Origin of the sequence: Streptomyces sp. TRM68416 (genome assembly GCF_014596915.1) — a bacterium.
In the GTDB taxonomy this organism is placed as follows: Bacteria; Actinomycetota; Actinomycetes; order Streptomycetales; family Streptomycetaceae; genus Streptomyces.
Map to the genome: position 1 here is coordinate 390,452 of NZ_JACVWU010000005.1, position 24,904 is coordinate 415,355.

The window sequence follows — 24,904 nt, forward strand, 5'->3', positions numbered from 1 at the left end:
ACGGTCACCCACCGCCACCTTCCCTTTGCGGGCGGCAAGCCCTTGGGCAAGGGTGGAGGGGCGTTGGCCACGGCCGGATAACAAGAAGGACAGAAGGGGTTTTCAGGCAGGTCTACGCGCGTTAATCTGCGGCGAAGCCAGCGCCGAAGCTGAACCGTTCCCGGCGCTTGTCCACGACAGGAGCACCACAATGCGCCGGATTTCCCGGATCACGGTCGCAGGCGCAGCGACCGCCTCTCTGGCCCTCGCGCTCTCCGCCTGCGGCGGCACCTCCTCCGAGAGCTCGTCCGAGTCGAAGGGCGACAAGGGCCTGGCCATCGCGTACGACGTCGGCGGCAAGGGCGACCAGTCCTTCAACGACGCCGCGTACGCGGGCCTGGAGAAGGCGAAGAAGGAGTTCGGCTACGAGACGGCGGACGTCGAGCCCACCGAGGGCGAGACGGACGCGGACAAGCAGCAGCGCCTGGAGTCGCTGGCGAAGCAGGGCTACAACCCGGTCGTGGGCGTCGGCTACGCGTACGCCTCCGCCGTGAAGGGTGCCGCGGAGAAGTTCCCGAACACCACCTTCGGCATCGTGGACGACTCCACGGTCGAGGCGGACAACGTCGCCGACCTGGTCTTCTCCGAGGAGGAGGCCTCCTACCTGGCCGGCGTCGCCGCCGCCAAGAGCACCGAGTCGAACGTCGTCGGCTTCGTGGGCGGTGTGGACATTCCGCTGATCCACAAGTTCCAGGCGGGCTTCGCGCAGGGCGTCAAGGACACGAACCCCAAGGTCAAGGTCCTCTCCCAGTACCTCACGCAGACCGCGGAGGAGGGCGGCTTCTCCAGCCCCGACAAGGGCAAGTCGGCCGCCGAGGGCCAGATCGAGAAGAAGGCCGACGTCGTCTACGCGGCCGCCGGTCTCTCCGGTCAGGGTGTCATCCAGGCCGCCGCCGCCAACGAGGTCTGGGCGATCGGCGTCGACTCCGACCAGTACAAGCAGGAAGCCCTCGCCAAGTACAAGGACTCGATCCTCACCTCGGCGATGAAGGATGTCGCCAAGGCGGTGTACAACCTGGCGAAGTCGGTCGAGGACGGCAAGCCCGAGACCGGTATCGTTCGTGGCGATCTGAAGTCCGGCGAGGTGAGCCTGTCGAACTCCAACCCGAAGTTCGCGGACAACGCCGAGCTCCAGGAAGCGATCGAGACGGCCAAGAAGAAGATCATCGACGGCGAGATCAAGGTTAAGTCCAGCTGAGCAGCAACACCCTGAGCAGCGTGTAACCGTGGGGTTACCTCCGCTCAACGGGGTACGGGGAGGCTCTCCCCGTACCCCGTTGTCAGCGGTGTGTCGCCCCTTTGTATGCCGTAGGGGCGCTACGCGCGTAGACGACCCCCGTCCCCAGGAGAGTGCGCCATCAACGCGTCCAGCAGCCCTCCGGCCGGAGCGGCGGTCAACGAATCGGTGACCGCCGTCGAACTCGCCGGGATCACGAAGCGATTCCCCGGTGTCGTGGCCAACCACGACATCCACCTCACCGTCCGCAAGGGCACCGTCCACGCGCTCGTCGGCGAGAACGGCGCCGGCAAGTCGACGCTGATGAAGATCCTCTACGGCATGCAGAAGCCGGACGAGGGCACGATCGCGATCGACGGAGAGAAGGTCACCTTCTCCTCGCCCGCCGACGCCATCGCCCGCGGCATCGGCATGGTCCACCAGCACTTCATGCTCGCCGACAACCTCACGGTCCTGGAGAACGTGGTCCTCGGCAGCGAGAAGCTCCACGGCATCGGCGCCAAGGCCCGCCGCAGGATCAAGGAGATCTCCGACCGCTACGGCCTCGGCGTGCAGCCCGACCGCCTGGTCGAGGAACTCGGCGTCGCCGCCCGCCAGCGCGTGGAGATCCTCAAGGTCCTCTACCGCGGCGCCACCACGCTGATCCTCGACGAGCCGACGGCCGTCCTGGTGCCGCAGGAGGTCGACGCGCTCTTCGACAACCTGCGCGAGCTGAAGGCCGAGGGCCTGTCGGTCATCTTCATCTCCCACAAGCTGGGCGAGGTCCTCTCCGTCGCCGACGACATCACCGTCATCCGCCGCGGTACGACCGTCGGCACCGCCGTCCCCGCCGAGACCACCCCGCGCCAGCTCGCCGAGATGATGGTCGGCAGCGAGCTGCCCACGCCGGAGACGGCTGAGTCCACGGTCACCGACCGCCCCGTCATCACGGTCGACAAACTGCGCCTGGAGGCGGCCGGCGGCAAGGCCCTGCTGGACGACATCAGCTTCACCATCCACGCGGGCGAGGTCCTGGGCATCGCCGGCGTCGAGGGCAACGGCCAGACCGAGCTGGTCGACGCCCTCATCGGCCTCAAGCACGCCGACTCCGGCACGATCACCCTCGCCGACGAGGAGATCACCGGCTGGGCCACCCGCAAGCGCCGCGAGCAGGGCATCGGCTACATCCCCGAGGACCGCCACCGCCACGGCCTGCTGCTGGAGGCCCCCCTCTGGGAGAACCGCATCCTCGGCCACGTCACCGAGAAGCCCAACGCCAAGGGCGTCTGGCTGGACCCCAAGGCGGCCCAGGAGGACACCCGGCGCATCGTCACCGAGTACGACGTGCGCACCCCCGGCATCGACGTCACCGCCGCCTCCCTCTCCGGCGGCAACCAGCAGAAGCTGATCGTCGGCCGCGAGATGAGCAGCAAGCCGCGCTTCCTCATCGCCGCCCACCCCACCCGCGGTGTGGACGTCGGCGCGCAGGCCGCGATCTGGGACCACATCCGTGAGGCCCGCCGCGAGGGCCTGGCCGTCCTGCTGATCTCCGCGGACCTGGACGAGCTCATCGGCCTGTCCGACACGCTCCGGGTGATCTACAACGGCAAGCTGGTCGCGGACGCCGACCCGGCCACCATCACCCCGGAGGAGCTCGGCTCGGCCATGACCGGTGCCGCCACCGGCCACCTGGAGCACGACGAAACCCCCGAAGACGCCCCTGAGTCTCCGGAAGACGAGGCCCGCTGATGAAGAAGTTCGACAAGGAGCGCGCGCTCCTCGCGGTGGCCGGACCGGTCATCGCGCTCGCCGTGGCCTTCGTGCTCAGCGCGATCGTGCTGCTCGCCTCGGGCAAGAACCCGGTCGAGCCGTTCACGATCATGTTCGAGCAGGCCTCGTTCTCCGACGTCCAGGTCAGGATCATCAACCAGGCCTCGATGTACTACATCGCGGCCCTCGCCGTCGCCGTCGGCTTCCGGATGAACCTGTTCAACATCGGCGTCGACGGCCAGTACCAGCTCGCCGCCATGATGGCCGCGATCGTCGGCGCCCACGCCAACCTCCCGGCCGTCCTCCAGGTCCCGCTGCTGCTCCTGACGGCGATCTTCACCGGCGCCTTCTGGTCCGGCATCGCCGGTGTCCTGAAGGTCACCCGCGGCGTCAGCGAGGTCGTCGCGACGATCATGCTCAACGCGATCGCCACCTCCGTCATCGCCTACCTGTGGCTGCCCGACGTCTTCGGTGTGAAGGTCGGCAACAACAACACCACCGGCGAGATGCACGAGTCCGGCTGGATCCCCGGCATCGACATGGGCGCGGCCGGCGAGATCTACGGCCTGGTCATCCTCGCCGTGGTCCTCGGCATCGGCTACTGGATCACCCTCAACCGCACCCGCTTCGGCTTCGACCTGCGCGCCTCCGGCGCCTCGGAGACCGCCGCCGCGGCCAGCGGTGTGGACCCCAAGCGCATGGTGCTCACCGCCATGCTGCTCTCCGGCGGCCTGGCCGGCCTCGCGGGCCTGCCGATCCTGATGGGCAGCAGCCACACCTACAACCTGAACTTCCCCACCGGCATCGGCTTCCTCGGCATCGGCATCGCCCTGCTCGGCCGTAACAACCCCACCGGTATCGCGTTCGCCGCCCTGCTGTGGGCCTGGCTCGACAAGGCCTCGCCCGAGCTGGACTTCCACGGCTACGACAAGGAAATCGCGGTGATCATGCAGGGCATCATCGTGCTCGCGGTCGTCGTCTCCTACGAGGCCGTCCGCGAGTGGGGCCTGCGCCGCCAGCAGCGCCAGGTCGGCGCGGAACTCGCCGCGGGCAACGTCCTGGGCGCCGACAACAACACCACGAAGGAGGTGGCTGGCCGATGACCACCGCAAGCGACGTCAACCAGCCCACGCTGCAGCCCGCGGCGCCGACCGGCCGCCGTATGTCGTGGCCCGTCCTGCTGCTGGTCATCGCCGGAGCCCTGGCGCTGACCTCGATCGTCCGCATCATCACCGGCGCCGACGGCATCACCAACGTCAGCCAGATGTCCACCGCGCTCCAGCTCGCCGTGCCGATCGGCCTCGCCGGTCTCGGCGGTCTGTGGGCCGAGCGCGCGGGCGTCGTCAACATCGGCCTCGAAGGCATGATGATCCTCGGCACCTGGTTCGGTGCCTGGGCCGGCTTCCAGTGGGGCCCGTGGACCGGTGTCCTGGTCGGCATCATCGGCGGCTGCCTCGGCGGCCTGCTGCACGCCTTCGTCACCGTCACCTTCAACGTCAACCACATCGTCTCCGGTGTGGCGATCAACATCCTCGCCCTCGGCGCCACCCGCTACCTCGCGCCCCTCGCCTTCGAGGGCCACCAGGGCGGCTCCGCCAAGCAGTCCCCGGCGGTCGAATCCCTCGGCCACTTCACCGTGCCGGGCCTGTCCGACGGGCTGAAGGACCTCAACGACCAGGGCTGGTTCTTCGTCTCGGACATCGCCGGCCTGCTCGGCGGCCTGGTCACCAACGTCTCCTGGCTGACCCTGATCGCCATCGCCCTGATCCCCGCCACCTGGTGGATCCTGTGGCGCACCGCCTTCGGCCTGCGGCTGCGCTCCTGCGGCGAGAACCCGGTCGCCGCCGAGTCCCTCGGCGTCAACGTCTACAAGTACAAGTACCTCGCCGTGATCATCTCCGGCGGTCTGGCCGGCCTCGGCGGCGTCTTCCTCTCCATCGTCGCCAACCCCTTCTACCTGGAGGGCCAGACCAGCGGCCGCGGCTACATCGGCCTCGCCGCGATGATCTTCGGCAACTGGATGCCGGGCGGCCTCGCCATCGGCGCCGGCCTGTTCGGCTACACCGACAGCCTCAACCTGCGCGGCGGCTCCGACAACGTGCACGCCCTGCTGCTGCTCGGCGCGCTGCTGCTGGTCATCGGCGCGATCTGGCTGGCGATCCAGAAGAAGTACGTCCCGGCCGTGATCACCCTCGTCGTCGGCGGCCTGGTCTTCGCCTGGTACGCCGGCACCAACGAGGTGCCCAACCAGGTCGTGTCGGCCACGCCATACGTCATCACGCTGGTCGTCCTCGCCCTGTCGGCGCAACGGCTGCGCATGCCCAAGGCGGACGGCATGCCGTACCGGAAGGGCCAGGGCAAGTGACGACGGGCGACGTCGACTGGGAGGCCCTGCGGGCGGTGGCGCGCGAGGCGATGAGCCACGCGTACGCCCCCTACTCGGGCTACCCGGTCGGCGTGGCCGCCCGCGTCGACGACGGCCGCACGGTCACCGGCTGCAACGTCGAGAACGCCTCCTACGGCCTCGGCCTGTGCGCCGAGTGCGGGCTCGTCTCGGAGCTGCAGCGCACCGGCGGCGGCCGCCTGACGCACTTCACGTGCGTCGACGGCCGGGGCGAGATCCTCGTCCCGTGCGGCCGCTGCCGACAGCTGCTCTACGAGTTCGGCGGCCCCGACCTGCTGCTGGAGACACCGGCGGGGATCCTCCCGCTGTCGGAGATGCTGCCGCAGGCCTTCGGCCCGGACCATCTCACCAAGTAACTCCCGTGCGGCCCCTCTGAACCGCTTCAGAGGGGCCGCGCACTTTCTTGAGAACGTCGGAAGGAATCCCATGGCCATGGACGTCATCTCCGTGATCCGCACCAAGCGTGACCGCGGCGAGCTCAGCGACGAGCAGATCGACTGGGTCATCGACGCGTACACGCGCGGCGAGGTCGCCGACGAGCAGATGTCGTCGCTCGCCATGGCGATCCTGCTCAACGGCATGAACCGGCGCGAGATCGCCCGCTGGACCGCCGCGATGATCGCCAGCGGCGAGCGCATGGACTTCTCGTCCCTGAGCCGCCCGACCGCCGACAAGCACTCCACGGGCGGCGTCGGCGACAAGATCACACTGCCCCTGGCCCCCCTGGTGGCGGCGTGCGGCGCGGCCGTCCCGCAGCTGTCCGGCCGCGGCCTCGGCCACACCGGCGGCACGCTCGACAAGCTGGAGTCCATCCCCGGCTGGCGCGCCCTGCTCTCCAACGAGGAGATGCTGTCCGTACTGGACGGCACCGGCGCGGTGATCTGCGCGGCGGGCGACGGCCTGGCCCCGGCCGACAAGAAGCTCTACGCCCTGCGTGACGTCACGGGCACGGTCGAGGCGATCCCCCTGATCGCCTCCTCGATCATGTCGAAGAAGATCGCCGAAGGCACCGGCTCCCTGGTCCTGGACGTCAAGGTCGGCTCGGGCGCCTTCATGAAGACCATCGAGGACGCCCGCGAGCTGGCCTCGACGATGGTGGGCCTCGGCACCGACCACGGCGTGAAGACCGTCGCCCTCCTGACGGACATGTCGACCCCGCTCGGCCTCACGGCGGGCAACGCCCTGGAGGTCCGCGAGTCCGTCGAGGTCCTGGCCGGCGGCGGCCCCGCCGACGTGGTCGAGCTGACGATCGCCCTGGCCCGCGAGATGCTCGACGCGGCGGGCGTGAAGGACGCCGACCCGGCGAAGGCCCTCGCCGACGGCTCGGCCATGGACGTCTGGCGCCGCATGATCGCCGCGCAGGGCGGCGACCCGGACGCGGCCCTGCCGGTGGCCCGCGAACAGCACGTCATCAAGGCACCGTCGTCCGGTGTCCTCACCCGCCTCGACGCCTACGACATCGGCGTCGCCGCCTGGCGCCTGGGCGCCGGACGTGCCCGCAAGGAGGACCCGGTGCAGGCGGGCGCGGGCATCGAGATGCACGCCAAGCCCGGCGACACGGTGACCGAGGGCCAGCCCCTGCTCACCCTCCACACGGACACCCCGGAGCGCTTCGACTACGCCCTCCAGGCGGTGGATGGCTCGTACGACATCGCGACGGCGGCCACGGACTTCACGCCGAACCCGATCGTGCTGGACCGCATCGCCTGACGACGAGACGAAGGGCCGGGGCGTTAAGGCCCCGGCCCTTTCGTATGCCACTGCGCCAGCGATGAGTTCCGCGCGCCCGCCCGGTCTACCGATCGTGGACGCCATGACACCCGCTGTACTCGTGCTGACCGGGCCCGTCACCAGGGGCGAGGTGACGGGCTGGTGCGACGACCTGCGGGAGCTGCTGGAGAGCTCGGGCGCCGGGGTCGTGGTATGCGACGTCGGAGGGCTCGGGCCGCCGGGGCTGGGCACGGTCGACCTGCTGGCGCGGCTGCAGCTCACCGCCCGGCGGTCCGGCGCCCGGATCAGGCTGCGTGAGCCCGATCCGGCCCTGCCCGGCCTACTGGACCTGATCGGCCTCCGCTTCGAGATGGAGGGGCAGCCCGAACAGCGGGAACCACCTCTTGGTGTCGAGGAAGAAGTGGAACCCGGTGAGCCGGCCGTCTGAGATCTCCAGGACCTGCACGGCCCACGGGGTGTAGCCGCCCGTCTCCGGGTCCGGCTTGTACTGCGCGAACCCCGGCAGCCCGTTGACCTCGACCGGCAGCAGGCGCGAGCCCTCGCAGGCCGAGCCCAGCGTCGTCATGAAGCCGGTGATGTCGTCGTGGCCCGTCAGCCACAGGTCGAACGGCGGCATCGTCATGACGGCGTCCTCGTGCAGCAGGGCCGTCAGCGCGGTCATGTCGTAGCCCTCGAACGCCGCGACGTACCGCTCCAGGAGCTTCTGCTGCTCCTCGTCCAGCGGGTCCGACACGGCCGCGTCGGCGGCCTTCTCGTGCCGCTCGGCGAGGGTGGCGCGGGCACGCTGGAGGGCGCTGTTGACCGACGCGACCGAGGTGCCGAGCAGTTCGGCGACCTCGCTCGCCTTCCAGGCCAGCACCTCGCGCAGGATCAGCACCGCGCGCTGCTTCGGCGGGAGCTGCTGGAGGGCCGCCATGAACGCCAGCCGCACCGACTCCTTGGCGACGGCCGCCTCCGCCGGGTCCTCCACGGTCGGCAGGACACGGGCGTCCGGCACCGGCTCCAGCCAGGTGTGGTCGGGCCGGGGGGAGAGGGCGGCCTGGGCGAGGGGGGTGGACTCGGTGAGATCCATGGGCCGGGCCCGCTTGTTCCCCGCGTTCAGCATGTCCAGGCAGACGTTGGTGGCGATCCGGTACAGCCACGACCGGACACTGGACCGCCCCTCGAACTTGTCGTAGCTGCGCCAGGCCCGCACCAAGGTGTCCTGCACCGCATCCTCGGCCTCGAAGGACGACCCGAGCATCCGATAGCAGTACCCGGTCAGCTCGACCCGATGCCGCTCCAGCGTCGCGTCAAGGTCCGTCGTGGTCGCCGTCTCGCCCATCTCCACCCACCCCTGTGGCCATCCGTGTGTCGCCCAACACCTCGGAAGCTACCCCAGCCCACTGACAATGGCGTGCGGAGCCAACGAACGCGCAGGTCAGAGCCATCGCTACGGGCGGGTGATGGCGCCTGATCACGCCCTCAACCGGCTTGTGATGCGTTTCAGGAGAACTTGTACCCGGCGAAGTCGCCGACGTGGACATACCCAATGCGCTGGTAGAGGGCGTTGCTGGTGGGGTTGTCCGGGTCCGTGAACAGGACGACGTCCGTCGCGCCCGCGGCCAGCGCTGCCCGGCTTGCCTCGACCGTCACGGCGCCGGCGTAGCCGCGGCCCCGGAGGTGGGCCGGGGTGTAGACGGGGTCGATCCGGACCATGCCGCCGATGACCGAGGTCGCGGCCGCCATCGAGACGGGGGTACCGTCCGGGGTCTCCCAGAGGGTGAAGTGGCGGTCGCCGAAGCGCGAGTCGTCCCAGGAGCCGGCGTCGATCAAGTCGATGGAGGACTGCTCCCCGACGTCGACGCAGAACTCACGGCACCAGCGCACGACGTGCTCGCGGTCTGTCCCGCCCGTTGGACGGCCCTTGCCCTCCGGGTGCGGATGCGGCGGGGTGAGGGTGCCGAGACGGTAGAGATGGGTCCGCCAGAACAGTGAGGGCGCCGCCCCCGTGTGCCGCTGCCAGGAGTCGGCGTATGCGGTGGCGGTGTCGTGGTCCGCGATGACGTTGGCGGGCGAGTGGCCGAGGACGGCCAAGTGGGCGGCGAGGGCGTCGGTCTGCTCGACAGGGAGGGGGGTGAGGCCCAGGCGGCCGCGCGAGGTGAGGTAGAAGATCGCGTGGACCTCGCCTCCGCACTCCAGTCGGCCGAAGACGGCGGTGACGGGGCCGTGTGTGTCCGGCCTGCATATCCGCAGTTTCTCGATGTCCGTCAGCGGCGTGTTGTGCAGGGCGGGGCGCGAGCGCAGGAAGTCCCCGGCTCGGGCGAGGAAGTCGTCAACGTCTTGGGTGAGGTGCCAGTCATCGGGGAGCATGCTTCATGATCCCGGATCTCCTCGACTCGGGGAGCACTTCACCAGCCCCAAGTCTCCAGTGCCGTCCTATGGTTGGCAGATGCGCGCCCACCCCATTGACCGCCCGGCCGATCTCGACGTCGTACGTGATTCCTACGACCGGGTGGCCGACAACTATGCCCACATGGTCGTGACGACAGGAGTCGGCGACATCCGCACGGATCCGTGGCTCAAGGCGTCGATCGACGCCTTCGCTGACACTGTGCGCGGGCTCGGGCCTGTCCTCGATGTCGGCTGCGGGCCCGGAACGGTGACCGCCTACCTCGCCGAACGCGGACTCGACGTGTCCGGGGTGGATCTCTCTCCTCGCATGATCGAGAACGCACGACGCCTTCATCCGGAGTGCCGCTTCGCCGTCGCTTCTGCCACCGAACTCGATCTCGATGAAGCGTCCCTGGGCGGCGTGCTCGGGTGGTGGTCACTGTTCAACCTCCCCCGTGACGTCCTTCCCCAGGTCCTCGCCCTGTTCGCGCGCGCGTTGCAGCCAGGCGGACACTTCATCACCGCAACGCACGTCGGCGACGAGGACGCGGTGCGCACTGAGGCCTACGGAGGCGTATCCGTCCGCTGGACGACCCACAAGTGGCGGCCGGAACAACTCGTCAATCTGATCGAGCAGGCCGGCCTGAACCCGGTCGCCGAATTGCGGCTCCCACCGACGGCGTACAGCGGGCCCGGTCTGGTCGTTATGGCCAAACGTCCCGACTGACGATCAGGCGAAGTGGCGTAAGGGCTTCGGCCGGCGCCGAGGTCAGCGTGCCGCTGCCATCGGCGAGCGTCGTGCGGCGACGCGGGCCGCGCGTGTGCCGAGGACCGTGATCGTCACGACCCCCAGCACCGCGAGCAGGCCCACGCCCACGGTCCCGGCCCAGCCCCCCGAGTGGAACGCCACCGCGCCGACCGTACTGCCGACACTGGACCCGACGTAGTACGCGGACTGGTACAGCGCCGAGGCCTGGGCGCGTCCGTGTGTGGCCGTCTTGCTGACCGCCGATGACGCCACCGCGTGGCCCGCGAAGAAGCCGGCGGTGATCAGGACCAGGCCCAGCAGCACCAGCGGGAGCGAGTCCGCGAGGGACAGCAGCAGCCCCGCTGCCGTCGTACCGCCCGCCGCGTACAGCGCGCCCCGGCGTCCGAGGCGGCCCACCAGTCGGCCGGCCGTGGACGCCGACACCGTACCGACCAGGTAGACCAGGAAGATCGAGCCCACGATGCCCTGCGGCAGCGAGAACGGCGCCTCCGTGAGGCGGTAGCCGATCACCGTGTAGACGCCGCCGAACACCGTCATGAACAGCGCGCCGATCGCGTACAGACGGCGCAGCAGAGGGTCGGACAGGTGACCGCGGACCGTGCCCACCAGCACCCGCGGCCGCAGCGAACCCGCCGTGAAGTGCTTCGGCGCCGGCAGCAGCAGCCGGAAGGCCACCGCGCACGCCACCGCGACCGCACCGATCACCCCGAGGGCGACCCGCCAGCCCCACTCCTGCGCGACCCAGCCGGTGAGGACTCGCCCGCTCATGCCGCCCACGCTGTTGCCCGCGACGAACAGACCGATCGCCGTGATCAGCGCCTTGGGGCGGACCTCCTCCGCGAGATACGCCGTCGCCGAGGCCGGCAGCCCGGCCAGCGCCGCGCCCTGCACCGCGCGCAGCGCCACCAGCGCCGGCAGCGAGGGGGCGAAGGGGACCAGCAGACCCACGGTCACCGCGACCGCCAGGGACGCCGTCATCACCGTACGGCGGCCGTACCGCTCCGACAGCGCGCTCATCGGGAGCACGAACAGGGCCAAGCCGCCCGTCGCCGCCGCGACCGTCCAGCTCGCGTCGCTCGCCGTCACGCCGAACTCGCCTGAGATCAGCGGCAGTAGGGCCTGCGTGGAGTACAGCAGCGCGAAGGTCGCCACGCCCGCGAGGAAGAGGGCGAAGCTCATCCGGCGGTAGCCGGGCCCGCCCGGGGCCATACGGGAGTCGGAGGAAGGGAACGAAGCAACGGCGCCCACGGTCGTGGACGCCCCGGTACTGGCGGGAGACATGCCACGAACGTAGGCACCGCCCCGTTGATCCGTCCAATGCATGGAATCGTCATAATCGTTCCCATGGAGCATCAGCAAAGGTCACAGGCGCGTCTGTCACCGTCCAGTGACACAGAAGACATGGTGATGTTGCTGGCCCCGCGGCTGGCCTACTTCGCCGGCGTCGCCCGCACCGAGCACGTCACGCGCGCCGCGCAGGAGATGCAGGTCCCGCAGTCCACCCTGTCCCGGGCCATGGTCCGGCTGGAACAGGACCTGGGCGTCGACCTGTTCGCCCGCCGGGGCCGCACCGTCTCCCTCACCCCCGCCGGACGCACCTTCCTCGGCTCCGTCGAACGCGCCCTCGCCGAGATCGAGCGCGCCGCCGACGAGGTCCGCGCGGACGCCGACCCGGCCACCGGCAAGGTCGCCTTCGGCTTTCTGCACACGATGGGCGCCGAGACCGTGCCCGGCCTGCTGCACACCTTCCGCGAGGACCATCCCCGGATCCGCTTCAGCCTCGTCCAGAACTACGGCGAGGCGATGATCGAACGGCTGCGGGCGGGCGAGCTGGACCTCTGCCTGACCTCCCCGGTCCCGGACGCCCCCGACCTTGTCGCCCGCCGCCTCGACGAGCAGAAGCTGCGCCTGGTGGTCCCCGCCGACCACCGCCTCGCCGCCCGGAGGCGGATCCGCCTGGCCGAGGCCGCCGACGAGGTCTTCGTGACCCTCGAACCCGGCTACGGCCTGCGCCGGATCACCGACGAGTTCTGCAAGCAGGCCGGTTTCAAGCCGCGCATCGCCTTCGAGGGGGAGGAGGCGGAGACCCTCCGGGGACTGGTGGCGGCGGGCCTGGGGGTGGCCCTGCTGCCGCCGCCCGCCGTACCTCGCCCGGGGGTCGTCGAGCTGACGGTCACGGCCCCGCGCGCGGTCCGCGAGATCGGCGTCGCCTGGCTGGAGGGCCGCCCGGACACCCCACCCGTCGCGGCCTTCAAGAAGTTCCTCCTGGCACAACGCGGCCGACTGCTCCCCGACTGACCGGACCCCTGGATCTCGCGCATGCGACTACCGACGCAACGACCGTCCGAACCCCGCCGCCAGCGGCATCCGCAGCCCCAGCGGGGGCGGGGCCGCGAACGCGTCCTCGACCGGGCGGGAGAAGGACCGGCCGAACAGCGTCCCCATGACGAAGTCCTCGGCCAGGGCGAGGACTTCGTCGCGGTGCTGGTGCAACCCGTGGCCGTCGGAGTGCACTTCGAACCGGCACACGTCCCGGTTCGCCTTCTTCGCCCGCGCCGCCAGCCGGAACGACAGTTCGGGATCGGTGCGCTGGTCGTTCGTGCCGTGCGCCATCAGCACCCGCCGCCCGACGAGCTGCTTCACCGGTTCGGGTGGTACGGCCACGTCCTCCTCCGGCAGCCAAGGGGCGAGCGCCAGCACGGAGTTGACCGCCTCGTGCCCGCCCGCGTGCAGCGCGGCCCGGCCGCCCATGTCGAACCCGGCGAGGCAGACGGGGACGTCTCCGTAGCGCCGTACGACCTCGTCCGCCGCCCAGGTGGCGTCGTGCGCGAGGTTGGCCTCGGTGCCGTTCCAGCCGCGGCAGCGGTAGTGCACGACGTGCACGGCCAGCCCCTCCTCGCGCGCCGCGCGCGTCAGGCGCCGCCCCAGCGCGCGCACCGACGCCGTCGCAAACATCGGCGAGGGGCGCCGATGTGAGGTCTCGTCACCTCCGGGGAGCAGGAGCACCACCCCGCTCACGGTCGTCGGTTCCGGGCCGAGAGGCCTCCCCAGCCGGGCGGTCCGAACCGGCGTCGCTTGCTGTGCCATGACAGAACAGTGTCAGAAGCACGGGTGTACGCCACCCGTCCGTGCGGTCACCGTTACGTATCGACGGATTCGTACAACAGGCGCTCTACGCGCGTAGGAAATAGAATGCGGAAATGACGAGCCAGACCATCGCGAACACCCCGACTCCGGACCAGATCCGCCGGGCGCCCAAGGTTCTGCTGCACGACCACCTCGACGGCGGCCTCCGCCCCGGGACCATCGTCGAACTCGCCCGCGACAGCGGGTACTCCCGGCTTCCCGAGACCGATCCCGACAAGCTCGGCGTCTGGTTCCACGAAGCCGCCGACTCCGGCTCCCTGGAGCGGTATCTGGAGACCTTCTCGCACACCGTCGCCGTGATGCAGACCCGCGAGGCCCTCGTCCGGGTCGCCACCGAGTGCGCCCTCGACCTCGCCGAGGACGGCGTCGTCTACGCCGAGGTGCGCTACGCCCCCGAACAGCACCTGCAGGGCGGCCTCACCCTCGAACAGGTCGTCGAGGCCGTCAACGAGGGCTTCCGGGAAGGCGAACGGCAGGCCCGCGAGAACGGCCACCGCATCCGCGTCGGCGCCCTGCTCACCGCCATGCGGCACGCCGCCCGCGCCCTGGAGATCGCCGAACTCGCCAACCGCTACCGGGACCTCGGCGTGGTGGGCTTCGACATCGCGGGCGCCGAAGCCGGTCACCCGCCCACCCGCCACCTCGACGCCTTCGAGTACCTCAAGCGCGAGAACAACCACTTCACCATCCACGCCGGCGAGGCCTTCGGGCTGCCGTCCATCTGGCAGGCCCTCCAGTGGTGCGGCGCCGACCGGCTCGGGCACGGGGTGCGCATCATCGACGACATCCAGGTGCACGCCGACGGCTCGGTGAAGCTCGGCCGGCTCGCCTCCTACGTACGGGACAAGCGCATCCCCCTGGAGATGTGCCCCAGCTCCAACCTCCAGACCGGGGCCGCCGACTCCTACGCCGAGCACCCGATCGGGCTGCTGCGGCGGCTGCACTTCCGGGCGACGGTGAACACCGACAACCGGCTGATGTCCCACACCAGTATGAGCCGGGAATTCGAGCATCTTGTCGAAGCGTTCGGCTATACGCTCGACGACCTGCAGTGGTTCTCCGTCAATGCGATGAAATCAGCGTTCATTCCTTTCGATGAACGACTCGCGATGATCAATGACGTCGTCAAGCCCGGATATGCCGAGCTGAAGTCCGAGTGGCTGTTCCAGCAGACCGCTTCTACCAGCGGTTCTGTCGACGAGAAGGGCTGACCGGGGGAATTGTCGGGCGGCGGAACTCGGACGGGTGTTCACCATCCGTCCGCATTTCGATGTTTGCGGCGGGCGCCTCGTCGTGTTTACGGTCGTGGACCGCTCATATCCCCGTCATCCATTTCGAGGACGCATTCAATGAAGCAGTCTGCTGCCAAGACCCTCGGTGTCGCCGCCCTCGGTGCCGCTTTCGCCGCCGCCGGTGCGGGCGCCGCCAACGCGGCTCCGGCTGTGCCGGACGCCGGCTCGGCGCTGGACACGGTCACCCGGACGCTCCCCGCGGAGAACGTCTCCAAGTCGCTGCCGGGTGCCGGTGAGGCCCTGGCCCAGGGGCAGAGCGCGGTCGGCGCGAGCCTGGCCGCCACCCAGCCGGTTGCCGAGAAGGTCCTGGCCGACGGCCCGACCAAGCCGGTCGCCGGTCTCCTCGGCGGACTGCCGGTGGGCCAGACGGGCCTGCCCACGCAGGGTCTGCCGGTGAACGGCATCCCGCTGGGCTGAGCGGCCCGCGAACGCGCCGACGGGGCGCACCCCCTGGACACGCGGGGTGCGCCCCGTCGGCGTATGCGGACGAACGGGGTTCACCAGGCGGTGCGTGCCGTGTGCTCGGACTTCTCCGAGGGCAGCAGGATCCACAGCGCTATGTACAGCAGGAACTGCGGGCCCGGCAGCAGACAGGAGAGCAGGAAGAGCACACGCATCGTCGTGGCGGAGGTGCCGAAGCGTCGCGCCAGCGCGGCGCACACTCCGCCGATCATGCGGCCGTTGGTGGGTCGGGCGAGGCGGGACATCTGCGACTCCTTCGCTTCGGTCGGAGGCGGCCCGTTGGCTGCCCCGTCTGACTTCCACACTACGGAGACGAAAGGAACAAAGCATCGCTCTACGGTGCGATCCCGACCCTGGGAATCGTCGGGGTACGACCCGGAGGAGCCTCCCCCTGAAGGGGCGCCGTCCGGCCCGCGCGCTCGGTCCTGCGGCGCAGCCAGTGCCGTGCCGCCGGCACCACCGCGATGTGGGCGAGGGCGACCCCGACGGTGTTCAGCAGCAGGGAGTCGACGTCCACGACCTGGCCCGGCACGCCGGTCTGCAACAGCTCGATGCCCAGGGAGATCAGGGCACCGGCCAGGACCGTGCGCAGCAGTGAGCCGAGCGGCGAGACGGCGACCCTTCCGTGCACCGCCGGGAGCAGGACGCCGAGCGGGGCGAGCAGGGCCAGCCCCTCCAGGATGCGGCGGGTTCCCTCGCGCCAGCCGAGGGCCATCTCGGACTCGATGCCGGCGAGCGGATGCAGGTTGGGCGGCATCACCCAGGGCACGTCGAGCGGGCGCAGCGTGAGCCAGGCGACGAAGGCGAGATGTGCGACCAGGAGGGTGCCTCCTGTCGCGCGGATGCGGAAAGCGGCGGTGGCGCTGCCGCTGGAGCCGGGACGCTGCACGTCCCCCTAGACGCGGATGCCTGTCGGCTTGGTTCCGGGTGAGGTGAGTGCCACACCTGTTTGCCTTGAGTCTGCGGGGCGGTGGGGGTTTGTCGCGCAGTTTCCCGCGCCCCTAGGAGCAAAGCTGATCAGCCGTCCTTTACCTCGGTGGACGGAGGCTCCATCCTGCCCGGACTCGCCCTGACCTCGTCCGTGCAGTCGTAGCGGCGCAAGGGTCCGGAGTCCGGGCCGCCCAGGGTCACCGAGCCGTCGCTCTCCGCCGCCGCGGAGTCGGAGAAGGTGCAGACGATCTGGGCGAGGGAGGCGGGGGCGAGCGCATCGGGCGGGGTGCTCAGGCGGAGGGCGTCGTCGGGGTCGGAGGGGCGCGGCCCCCGTACGGTCAGTCCTGCGGGGACGGCGGTGGTGTAGCCGGCCTCCGCCTCGGCGGCCGACGGAGTCTCCGCCAACTCGTCCAGCAGCCCCTGGGCTACGAGCATGCGCCGCTCGGAGTCCGCCACGTCGTCCGGTACCCGTACCACCCGGTCGACGGCCACCAGCGAGGACCGGCACAGCAGGAACACCTGCGCGGGCAGCCCGCGCGAGGACTGCGTCGACACCTGCGGACCGGAGAGCGAGCACTGCACCCGCGAGGGCGCGGGGCCGAAGTCGGTCGGCACCTCCGTGGCCCGGATCCCGCACCCGGAGACCAGTCCGGCGAGCAGGAGGAGCGCCGGCAGACGGCGTACGGTCATCAGGCGTCACCCTTCGCGTCCGCGCCCGCGGTGTCCTCGGCCTCCTGCGTCAGCGACGAGGCGTCCCGGGGCAGCCGCAGCGTGAACACGGCGCCTCCGTCGGGGGAGTTGGCGGCGGTGATCTCGCCGCCGTGGATGTGCGCGCTCTCCAGCGCGATGGACAGGCCGAGCCCGCTGCCCTCGGAACGGGGGCGGGAGGCGCTCGCCTTGTAGAAGCGGTCGAAGACGTGCGGCAGGACGTCCTCGGGGATGCCGGGACCGTGGTCCCGCACCGCGATGACGACCTCCTGGTCGGCCTCCCGCACCGAGACCCGCACCGGCGATCCGCCGTGCTTGAGGGCGTTGCCGATGAGGTTGGCCAGGATGACGTCCAGGCGGCGCGGGTCGAGCCGGGCGTGGATGCCGCGTGCGGCGTCCAGGTCGACCGCGTCGAGCCAGGCCCGCGCGTCGATGCACGCGGTGATCTGGTCGGCCACGTCGACGTCGTCCAGCACCAGACGGGCGGTGCCCGCGTCGAAGCGGGTGACCTCCATCAGGTTCTCGACCAGGTCGTTCAGCCGGCGCGTCTCACTGACGACGAGCCGTACCGCGGGCTCGATCATCGGGTCCATGCTGCCGGTCTCCGCCTCCAGCTCCTCCTCCAGCACCTCGGTGACGGCGGTGATGGCGGTGAGCGGGGTACGCAGCTCGTGGGACATGTCGGCCACGAACCGCCGGGAGGCGTCGTCGCGCGCGGCCATGTCCGCCACCCGTTTCTCCAGCGCCTCCGCGGCCTTGTTGAACGTCCGTGACAGATCAGCCAGTTCATCGGTGCCGGACACCCGCAGCCGGGTGTCCAGCTTGCCCTCCCCGAGCCGCCGCGCCGCAACTCCCAGCCGGTGCACGGGTTTGAGTACGGTCGTGGCGGCGGCCTGCGCGAGCAGCGCGGAGCCGATCAGCGCCAGGCCGGTGGCGATCCCCAGCGACCAGGCGAGCGAGTTGAGGTCCTTGGCCTCCGGCTCCAGCGACTTCAGCAGGTAACCGGTCGGCCCGCCGCCGATCACCTTCGTCCCGGCCACCAGATAGGGCGTGTCGTTCTCCACGATCCGCTGCCAGTACAGGTGGTAGGCGTACTTGTTGGTGGAGTTGACCGCCTGCTCCTCGTTCACCGCGTCGCGCAGTGACTGGGGAACGTCCTTCAGCATGAAGCCGTTCAGCCCGCCCGAGCTGCCGGAGACGGTCTTGCCCTCGGCGTTCTCGCCGACCAGCAGCACACTGAACTTCTGGCTGCTGTTGGACATCTGCTCCGCGGTGCGCTGCAGCTCGAACTGCGTCGGCCGCTCGGGCAGCACGCCCGCCCGGTTCTGCATCTCCTGCCGGAAGTCCCGCAGCACCGCGTCCTGGGTGCGGGTCAGCACGGCCTCGCGGTTGAGCCAGTAGGCGATCCCGGACGCGGAGACGGCGGCCGTGAGCGCCACCAGGGCGAACACGACGACCAGGCGCAGCCGCAGACTGGTGAACCGCAGCCGGGACCAGACCCCCTTACGTGCCGCGGCCCAGCCGCGGAACCCACCGTGCGTCTGGGTCACTGAGGGGCGTCCAGCCGGTAGCCGACCCCGCGGACCGTACGGATCAGCGTCGGGGACGACGGCACGTCCTCGACCTTGGCACGCAGCCGCTGCACACAGGCGTCCACCAGACGCGAGTCACCGAGGTAGTCGTGCTCCCACACCAGCCGCAGCAACTGCTGCCGCGACAGTGCCTGCCCGGGCCGCCGGCTCAGCTCCAGCAGCAGCCTGAGCTCGGTCGGCGTGAGCTGGAGGTCCTCGCCGTTCTTCGTCACGGTCATCGCCGCACGGTCGATGACCAGGCTGCCGAAGGTCGCGGCGTCGTTGGACTCCCGCTCCCCGCGCCGCAGCACGGCCCGGATCCGGGCGTCGAGGACCCGCCCCTGCACGGGTTTGACGACATAGTCGTCGGCACCGGACTCCAGTCCGACCACGACGTCGATGTCATCACTGCGCGCGGTCAGCAGAATGATCGGCAGCTGGTCGGTGCGCCGGATGCGCCGGCACACCTCGAACCCGTCGATGCCGGGCAGCATCACGTCCAGCACGATCAGGTCCGGCCGCTGCTCGCGCAGCAGCTTCAGGCCGTCCTCGCCGGTGGCAGCGGTGGCAACCCGGTGACCCTGGCGCGTGAGACTCAGCTCCAGGGCCGTACGGATGGCGTCGTCGTCCTCGATCAGCAACAGGGAAGGCACGGGGGTCATTCTGGCCCATGGCAGGGCGGGGTTTCGACACCTGGACGGCTACGTACCGGTACCGCTCCGCTCTGTGACCGCGCGGTGCGAGAACCACGACGTACCCCTGTGACAGGTCTGTGACAGTCGGCGGACACGGCGATGAAGTGGCCCGGGCAAGCTTTTCGGCACAGGCAAGGAAGCAAGCCGAACACCGGGTAAGTCCACGACGGGGGGCGCGAGATGAACACGCTGCACAGCAACAGCACCAGCGCAGTTGTCACGCGTCTGCACGACGTGCACGGGGGCCGGGTTTCGGAGAAGTCCGGTGCCGTGAGCGGGCGGGGGTGCGCTCGCGGCACCGGGCGTCAGCACACCGCGTACATGACGGTGGTTGACGGTTTCACGGGGGAAACGCACGGGGGAAGCGCGTACAGGGAGGACTCGGGGGAGCGTCGTCGTTCGCTGTCGGAGGCGGAGTTCACCGCCTACGTCAAGGAGCGCCGCGCCTCCCTGTACGCCACCGCCTACCACCTCACCGGTGACCGCTTCGAGGCCGAGGACCTGCTGCAGAGCGCGCTGTTCTCGACGTACAAGGCGTGGGACCGGATCAGTGACAAGGCTGCCGTCGGGGGTTACCTGCGGCGGACGATGACCAATCTCCACATCAGCGCGTGGCGCCGCCGCAAGCTGAACGAGTACCCGACCGAGGAGCTGCCGGAGACGCCCGGCGACACGGACGCGATGCGCGGCACGGAGCTGCGCGCGGTCCTGTGGCAGGCGCTGGCCCGGCTGCCCGAACTCCAGCGGACGATGCTGGTCCTGCGCTACTACGAGGGCCGCACCGACCCGGAGATCGCGGACATCCTCGACATCAGTGTCGGCACGGTGAAGTCCAGCATCTGGCGGTCGCTCCGCCGGCTGCGCGAGGACGAGGTCCTCAGCTTCGGCCGTGACGAGGAGGACGCCTTCGGCGAGCTCGTCGCCTGAAGGTTGGGGGGAAGCAGGTAACGGGGGCGGTACCGGTCGGGGGAGCGGTACCAGGGGGGCCAACGAGGGTCGGGGGACCCACGGGGGAAGCACCATCGGGGGGAAACCGGGGGAAAGCACGGGGGAGCACCAACGGGAGCGGGACTGGAGGGCCGGGGGGTCCGTCCAGTCCCGCTTTCGTGTGTCCCTCTGTCGCTCAGGGCGTGGGCGTGGGGTCCGCGGCCGGGCGGCGGCCCGCCGCGGCCGCGGCGAGCCGGCCGAGGGCTTCCTTCTTGTCGCAGGCGTGGGCGCCCAGTGCCGCCTGGCGGGCCACGATGGACCGCTCGGCCCGCATCAGCCGCCAGCCGCGGCGCAGCAGGAACGGGACCGACTTGCGGCCCTCCTTCAGATCGCGCAGGAACCGGCGGCGGAACGTCTTGACCGGACCGCGGCTCAGGCACAGCGCGTCGGCCAGCACCCCGAGTTCCCGGCAGCGCGTGATGATCTCGGCGGCGAAGATGCCCTCCGCGATGAACAGCGGGGTCCGCCCGATGTCGACGGGCTCCTCGCCGGTACGGGCGCTGAGCGAGAGATCGTAGACCGGGACGGTCGTACGGCCCGTGCGGCACAGTCGCTCGATGGCCGCTACGGCCGTGTCGGCGTCCCAGGAGTCGGGGTGGTCCCAGTCGATGTCGGAGCTCCCGAGGACCTGCGGCAGCGTCGGGTCGTCGCCCTCCTTGTAGAAGTCGTCGAGCCGCAGCACCGGAAGGCCGGAGTGGGCCGCGAGAAGGGACTTGCCGGAGCCGGAGGGGCCGCAGAGCAGCACGACTCGCGTCGGTATGGGCGGATGGGAACTCACGGGTCACCAGTGTGAGGCATTCACCTGCCGTTCATCGACTCCGCGGGTTGCCTTTGAAGCGCGCGTCACACCTCAACTACCCTTCGTGTCGACCTGATTACCCAGCGCATCAGAAGGTGGCAGCAACGATGGCCCGACAAGCGTCCTCCCCGAATCCCGCCAACCGGCGCGCACTGGCCGCCCTCGCGACGGCCGGCGTCGCCCTGGGGGCCGGCGCGGGCGTCGCCGCCGCGGCCGACGCCGAGCCCGTCGTGGACGTGATGCGCACCCGCCCCACGTCCCTCGGCAAGATCGACCCCGAGGCCGGACTCCAGGCGCTGACCGGCTCGGTCGGGTACGTCACCGGCCCGATCACCGCCCTCAAGCCGAACCCGCTGGCCGGCACCGGCGTCGACCCCCTCGACAACGGCCTCGGCACCCAGGTCGCCGACTTCCAGCCCCTGACCTCGCAGGCCCTGACCGGACCGGTGGCCCAGGCGCAGTCCATCGGCAGCATCCCGGCGGGGCTGCTGGGCGGCGCCTGAGCACAGCAGAGAGCCGCGTCCTCCCCGGACGGAGGGAGGACGCGGCTCTCCGGCTCTCAGGGGCTCAGTACGACGAGCCCGACGCGCCCAGCGACCCCGTGGGGTGCCAGACCGTCTTGGTCTCCAGGAACGCCGTCATGCGGTCGATGCCGGGAGTCCGCGCGTAGTCCACAGCCTGTGGACGCAGGACGCGCTTGAGGTTGTCCGCCGCGGCGATCTCCAGTTCCTTCGCCAGCTCCTCGTCGGCGCCGGCCAGGTCGATCGCGTTGACGTCCTGGTGCGCGGCGAGCGGCGTCGCGATCTCCGCCGTACGGCCGGACAGGACGTTGACGACACCGCCGGGCAGGTCGGAGGTGGCGAGGACCTCGCCCAGGGACAGGGCGGGCAGCGGGGCCTTCTCGGAGGCCACCACGATCGCCGTGTTGCCGGTCGCGATGACCGGGGCGACCACCGAGACCAGGCCCAGGAAGGACGACTCCTGGGGGGCCAGCACCGCGACCACGCCCGTCGGTTCGGGGGAGGAGAGGTTGAAGAACGGACCCGCGACCGGGTTTCCGCCGCCCACGACCTGGGCGATCTTGTCCGTCCAGCCCGCGTACCAGACCCAGCGGTCGATCGCCGCGTCCACCTGCGCGGCGGCCTTCGACTTCGACAGGCCCTCCGCGTCCGCCACCTCTCGCACGAACTGCTCCCGACGGCCCTCCAGCATCTCCGCGATGCGGTAGAGGATCTGACCGCGGTTGTACGCCGTCGCGCCGGACCACGCGCCGAACGCCTTGCGGGCGGCGACCACCGCGTCACGGGCGTCCTTGCGGGAGGAGAGGGGCGCGTTGGCCAGCCAGTTGCCCTTTGTGTCGGTCACTTCGTACACCCGGCCGCTTTCGGAGCGGGGGAACTTGCCCCCGACGTACAGCTTGTAGGTCTTGAAGACGGAGAGTCGGGTCGCGTCAGACATCGAGGTACGCCTCCAGGCCGTGGCGGCCGCCCTCGCGGCCGAAGCCCGACTCCTTGTAGCCGCCGAACGGCGACGTCGGGTCGAACTTGTTGAACGTGTTGGACCAGACGACACCCGCGCGCAGCTTGTTCGCGACGGCGAGGATCCTCGAACCCTTCTCCGTCCAGATGCCCGCCGACAGGCCGTACTGGGTGTTGTTGGCCTTGGCGACCGCCTCGTCCGGGGTGCGGAAGGTGAGGACCGAGAGGACGGGGCCGAAGATCTCGTCGCGGGCGACGGTGTGCGCCTGGGTGACGTTCGTGAAGAGCGTCGGGGCGAACCAGTAGCCGCTCTCGGGCAGTTCGCAGGCCGGCGACCAGCGCTCGGCGCCCTCCGTCTCGCCCTGCTCGACGAGCGCGGTGATCCGGGCCAGCTGCTCCTCGGAGTTGATCGCGCCGATGTCCGTGTTCTTGTCCAGCGGGTCGCCGAGGCGCAGCGTGGACAGGCGCCGCTTCAGGGAGTCCAGCAGCTCGTCCTGGATCGACTCCTGCACCAGCAGCCGGCTGCCCGCGCAGCACACCTGGCCCTGGTTGAAGAAGATGCCGTTGACGATCCCCTCCACCGCCTGGTCGATCGGGGCGTCGTCGAAGACGATGTTCGCGCCCTTGCCGCCCAGTTCGAGGGTGAGCTTCTTGCGCGTGCCCGCGACCGTGCGCGCGATCTGCTTGCCCACGGCCGTGGAGCCGGTGAACGCGACCTTGTCGACGTCCGGGTGCGCGACGAGGGCGGCGCCCGTGTCGCCGTAGCCCGGAAGGATGTTGACGACGCCCTTGGGCAGGCCGGCCTGGCGGCAGATGTCCGCGAAGAAGAGGGCCGACAGCGGGGTCGTCTCGGCGGGCTTGAGCACCACCGTGTTGCCGGTCGCCAGCGCCGGGGCGATCTTCCACGCGAGCATGAGCAGGGGGAAGTTCCAGGGGATGACCTGGCCCGCCACGCCCAGCGGGCGTGGGTCGGTGCCGAAGCCGGCGTGGTCGAGCTTGTCCGCCCAGCCCGCGTAGTAGAAGAAGTGCGCGGCGACCAGGGGGAGGTCGGCGTCGCGGGTCTCCTTGATCGGCTTGCCGTTGTCCAGCGTCTCCAGGACCGCCAGCTCACGGCTGCGCTCCTGAATGATCCGGGCGATGCGGAACAGGTACTTCGCGCGCTCGGAGCCGGGCAGCGCCGACCACTTCTCGAACGCCTTGCGGGCGGCCTTCACGGCCCGGTCCACGTCCGCCTCGCCCGCCTGTGCGATCTCGGACAGGACCTCTTCGGTGGACGGCGAGACGGTCTTGAAGACCTTGCCGTCGGCGGCCTCGGTGAACTCGCCGTCGATGAACAGGCCGTAGGACGGCGCGATGTCGACGACCGCGCGGGACTCGGGCGCCGGTGCGTACTCGAATGCAGATGCCATGGGGATCAGTCCACCGTCACGTAGTCGGGGCCGGAGTAGCGGCCGGTGGCCAGCTTCTGACGCTGCATCAGCAGGTCGTTCAGGAGCGAGGAGGCGCCGAAGCGGAACCAGTGGTTGTCCAGCCAGTCCTCGCCGACGGTCTCGTTGACCAGGACGAGGAACTTGATCGCGTCCTTGGTGGTGCGGATGCCGCCGGCGGGCTTCACGCCGACCTGGACGCCGGTCTGCGCGCGGAAGTCGCGGACGGCCTCCAGCATGAGGAGGGTGTTGGCCGGGGTGGCGTTGACCGCGACCTTGCCCGTCGAGGTCTTGATGAAGTCGGCGCCCGCCAGCATGCCGAGCCAGCTCGCGCGCCGGATGTTGTCGTACGTCGACAGCTCGCCGGTCTCGAAGATGACCTTCAGACGGGCGCTCGCCCCGCAGGCCTCCTTCACGGCGACGATCTCGTCGTAGACCTTCATGTAGTTGCCCGCGAGGAACGCCCCGCGGTCGATGACCATGTCGATCTCGTCGGCACCCGCGGCGACGGCGTCGCGCACGTCGGCCAGCTTCACGGCGAGGGCGGCGCGGCCGGCCGGGAAGGCCGTGGCCACGGAGGCGACCTTCACGGTGGAGCCGGCGACCGCCTCCTTGGCGGTGGCCACCATGTCGGGATAGACGCAGACGGCCGCGGTCGCGGGGGTCGTGCGGTCGGTGGGGTCGGGGTGGACCGCCTTCGCGCCGAGCGCCCGGACCTTGCCCGGGGTGTCCGCGCCTTCCAGCGTCGTCAGGTCGACCATCGAGATGGCGAGGTCGATGGCGTACGCCTTGGCGGTCGTCTTGATGGAACGGGTGCCGAGGGAGGCGGCGCGCGCCTCCAGGCCGACCGCGTCGACGCCGGGCAGCCCGTGGAGGAAGCGGCGCAGCGTGCTGTCGGACGACGTCACGTCCGAGAGGGCCTTCGCTGCCGTGGGTGCATTGGTGGGCATGGTCACCAGACGAGCATATCTACGCGCGTAGCGGCTGTACACCCCGAGGAGCGGTTCATCGAGACGGCGCCCCGAAGGGGCGCGGGGAACTGCGCGACCAGCCACGAACCACCCGCACCCGCCCACGCACGGGACCCCTGCGACGGATGGGCGCCC

26 protein-coding genes are annotated in these 24,904 nt (G+C 70.4%); 13 read left to right on the top strand and 13 right to left on the bottom strand.

The annotated features are described in order from the left end of the window. The first annotated feature begins 190 nt into the window (after positions 1 to 190). From ICC28_RS11510 to ICC28_RS11540, 7 genes are all read left to right on the top strand, one after another. Positions 191 to 1,237, top strand: coding sequence for a BMP family protein (locus ICC28_RS11510; RefSeq protein ID WP_188288370.1), 1,047 nt, complete (start codon positions 191 to 193; stop codon positions 1,235 to 1,237). A 207-nt stretch (positions 1,238 to 1,444) separates the two neighbouring features. After that, positions 1,445 to 3,004, top strand: coding sequence for an ABC transporter ATP-binding protein (locus ICC28_RS11515; RefSeq protein WP_188288371.1), 1,560 nt, complete (start codon positions 1,445 to 1,447; stop codon positions 3,002 to 3,004). Next, a complete protein-coding gene (locus ICC28_RS11520) occupies positions 3,004 to 4,128 on the top strand; it encodes an ABC transporter permease (RefSeq protein ID WP_188288372.1) in 1,125 nt (374 codons plus the stop codon). Before ICC28_RS11515 ends, ICC28_RS11520 begins: the two co-directional genes overlap by 1 nt. Then, positions 4,125 to 5,390 (top strand): ABC transporter permease, encoded by a 1,266-nt coding sequence (locus ICC28_RS11525; protein WP_188288373.1) that lies wholly within the window; start codon positions 4,125 to 4,127, stop codon positions 5,388 to 5,390. The genes ICC28_RS11520 and ICC28_RS11525 overlap by 4 nt, the downstream gene beginning before the upstream one ends. Then, entirely contained in the window at positions 5,387 to 5,785 is a 399-nt protein-coding gene (locus tag ICC28_RS11530) for a cytidine deaminase (protein WP_188288374.1), read from the top strand. Before ICC28_RS11525 ends, ICC28_RS11530 begins: the two co-directional genes overlap by 4 nt. Before the next feature lie 70 nt (positions 5,786 to 5,855). Then, positions 5,856 to 7,139 carry a thymidine phosphorylase gene (locus tag ICC28_RS11535; RefSeq protein ID WP_188288375.1) on the top strand — a complete coding sequence of 428 codons (1,284 nt, stop codon included), beginning with the start codon at positions 5,856 to 5,858 and terminating at the stop codon, positions 7,137 to 7,139. 61 nt (positions 7,140 to 7,200) lie between these two features. After that, positions 7,201 to 7,587, top strand: a complete 387-nt coding sequence (locus tag ICC28_RS11540) for an STAS domain-containing protein (RefSeq protein WP_188288376.1) — start codon at positions 7,201 to 7,203, stop codon at positions 7,585 to 7,587. Here the strand turns inward: ICC28_RS11540 and ICC28_RS11545 are convergent. Together ICC28_RS11545 and ICC28_RS11550 are read right to left on the bottom strand one after the other, a co-directional pair. Continuing rightward, positions 7,480 to 8,484, bottom strand: a complete 1,005-nt coding sequence (locus ICC28_RS11545) for a sigma-70 family RNA polymerase sigma factor (RefSeq protein ID WP_188288377.1) — start codon at positions 8,482 to 8,484, stop codon at positions 7,480 to 7,482. The two genes, ICC28_RS11540 and ICC28_RS11545, sit on opposite strands and share 108 nt — an antisense overlap. Positions 8,485 to 8,645: 161 nt before the next feature. Next, positions 8,646 to 9,512 (bottom strand): GNAT family N-acetyltransferase, encoded by an 867-nt coding sequence (locus tag ICC28_RS11550; RefSeq protein WP_188288378.1) that lies wholly within the window; start codon positions 9,510 to 9,512, stop codon positions 8,646 to 8,648. Between the two features lie 79 nt (positions 9,513 to 9,591). On the opposite strand from ICC28_RS11550, the gene ICC28_RS11555 reads away from it, so the two are divergent. Continuing rightward, positions 9,592 to 10,260: a class I SAM-dependent methyltransferase gene (locus tag ICC28_RS11555; protein ID WP_188288379.1), complete on the top strand. Its 669-nt coding sequence runs from the start codon at positions 9,592 to 9,594 to the stop codon at positions 10,258 to 10,260. Positions 10,261 to 10,302: 42 nt separating this feature from the next. Here ICC28_RS11555 and ICC28_RS11560 read toward each other — a convergent pair whose 3' ends face one another. After that, a complete protein-coding gene (locus ICC28_RS11560) occupies positions 10,303 to 11,583 on the bottom strand; it encodes an MFS transporter (protein ID WP_188288380.1) in 1,281 nt (426 codons plus the stop codon). A 63-nt stretch (positions 11,584 to 11,646) separates the two neighbouring features. On the opposite strand from ICC28_RS11560, the gene ICC28_RS11565 reads away from it, so the two are divergent. Then, on the top strand, positions 11,647 to 12,600 hold the full coding sequence (locus ICC28_RS11565) for a LysR family transcriptional regulator (RefSeq protein WP_188288381.1): 954 nt from the start codon (positions 11,647 to 11,649) through the stop codon (positions 12,598 to 12,600). Between the two features lie 27 nt (positions 12,601 to 12,627). Here the strand turns inward: ICC28_RS11565 and ICC28_RS11570 are convergent, their stop codons facing one another. Beyond that, positions 12,628 to 13,389 carry an alpha/beta hydrolase gene (locus ICC28_RS11570; protein ID WP_188288382.1) on the bottom strand — a complete coding sequence of 254 codons (762 nt, stop codon included), beginning with the start codon at positions 13,387 to 13,389 and terminating at the stop codon, positions 12,628 to 12,630. 113 nt (positions 13,390 to 13,502) lie between these two features. On the opposite strand from ICC28_RS11570, the gene ICC28_RS11575 reads away from it, so the two are divergent. Beyond that, entirely contained in the window at positions 13,503 to 14,660 is a 1,158-nt protein-coding gene (locus tag ICC28_RS11575; RefSeq protein WP_188288383.1) for an adenosine deaminase, read from the top strand. Between the two features lie 138 nt (positions 14,661 to 14,798). After that, positions 14,799 to 15,158 (top strand): ATP-binding protein, encoded by a 360-nt coding sequence (locus tag ICC28_RS11580; RefSeq protein ID WP_188288384.1) that lies wholly within the window; start codon positions 14,799 to 14,801, stop codon positions 15,156 to 15,158. An 80-nt stretch (positions 15,159 to 15,238) separates the two neighbouring features. Here ICC28_RS11580 and ICC28_RS11585 read toward each other — a convergent pair whose 3' ends face one another. From ICC28_RS11585 to afsQ1, 5 genes are all read right to left on the bottom strand, one after another. Beyond that, positions 15,239 to 15,448 carry a PspC domain-containing protein gene (locus tag ICC28_RS11585; protein WP_188288385.1) on the bottom strand — a complete coding sequence of 70 codons (210 nt, stop codon included), beginning with the start codon at positions 15,446 to 15,448 and terminating at the stop codon, positions 15,239 to 15,241. Positions 15,449 to 15,537: 89 nt separating this feature from the next. Next, positions 15,538 to 16,092, bottom strand: coding sequence for a VanZ family protein (locus ICC28_RS11590; protein WP_188288386.1), 555 nt, complete (start codon positions 16,090 to 16,092; stop codon positions 15,538 to 15,540). A 128-nt stretch (positions 16,093 to 16,220) separates the two neighbouring features. Next, positions 16,221 to 16,823, bottom strand: a complete 603-nt coding sequence (locus ICC28_RS11595; RefSeq protein WP_188288387.1) for a hypothetical protein — start codon at positions 16,821 to 16,823, stop codon at positions 16,221 to 16,223. After that, complete coding sequence (locus ICC28_RS11600) at positions 16,823 to 18,391, bottom strand: sensor histidine kinase (protein WP_188288388.1); 1,569 nt, start codon at positions 18,389 to 18,391, stop codon at positions 16,823 to 16,825. Before ICC28_RS11600 ends, ICC28_RS11595 begins: the two co-directional genes overlap by 1 nt. Continuing rightward, on the bottom strand, positions 18,388 to 19,065 hold the full coding sequence (gene afsQ1, locus ICC28_RS11605; protein WP_037886857.1) for a two-component system response regulator AfsQ1: 678 nt from the start codon (positions 19,063 to 19,065) through the stop codon (positions 18,388 to 18,390). Before afsQ1 ends, ICC28_RS11600 begins: the two co-directional genes overlap by 4 nt. A 222-nt stretch (positions 19,066 to 19,287) precedes the next feature. Between afsQ1 and ICC28_RS11610 the strand changes: the two genes are divergently transcribed. Next, complete coding sequence (locus tag ICC28_RS11610) at positions 19,288 to 20,034, top strand: SigE family RNA polymerase sigma factor (RefSeq protein WP_188288389.1); 747 nt, start codon at positions 19,288 to 19,290, stop codon at positions 20,032 to 20,034. A gap of 196 nt (positions 20,035 to 20,230) precedes the next feature. Here ICC28_RS11610 and ICC28_RS11615 read toward each other — a convergent pair whose 3' ends face one another. Next, positions 20,231 to 20,872 carry a uridine kinase gene (locus ICC28_RS11615; RefSeq protein ID WP_188288390.1) on the bottom strand — a complete coding sequence of 214 codons (642 nt, stop codon included), beginning with the start codon at positions 20,870 to 20,872 and terminating at the stop codon, positions 20,231 to 20,233. Positions 20,873 to 21,000: 128 nt separating this feature from the next. Here ICC28_RS11615 and ICC28_RS11620 point away from each other — a divergent pair, with 128 nt between their 5' ends. After that, a complete protein-coding gene (locus tag ICC28_RS11620) occupies positions 21,001 to 21,396 on the top strand; it encodes a hypothetical protein (RefSeq protein WP_188288391.1) in 396 nt (131 codons plus the stop codon). Between the two features lie 64 nt (positions 21,397 to 21,460). Here the strand turns inward: ICC28_RS11620 and ICC28_RS11625 are convergent, their stop codons facing one another. From ICC28_RS11625 to deoC, 3 genes are read right to left on the bottom strand one after another with little or no spacing between them, the layout of a single operon-like run. Further along, on the bottom strand, positions 21,461 to 22,351 hold the full coding sequence (locus ICC28_RS11625) for an aldehyde dehydrogenase family protein (RefSeq protein WP_188288392.1): 891 nt from the start codon (positions 22,349 to 22,351) through the stop codon (positions 21,461 to 21,463). Beyond that, positions 22,344 to 23,780 carry an aldehyde dehydrogenase family protein gene (locus ICC28_RS11630; RefSeq protein ID WP_188288393.1) on the bottom strand — a complete coding sequence of 479 codons (1,437 nt, stop codon included), beginning with the start codon at positions 23,778 to 23,780 and terminating at the stop codon, positions 22,344 to 22,346. Before ICC28_RS11630 ends, ICC28_RS11625 begins: the two co-directional genes overlap by 8 nt. 5 nt (positions 23,781 to 23,785) lie before the next feature. Beyond that, on the bottom strand, positions 23,786 to 24,748 hold the full coding sequence (gene deoC / locus ICC28_RS11635) for a deoxyribose-phosphate aldolase (RefSeq protein ID WP_188288435.1): 963 nt from the start codon (positions 24,746 to 24,748) through the stop codon (positions 23,786 to 23,788). Positions 24,749 to 24,904: the final 156 nt, after the last annotated feature.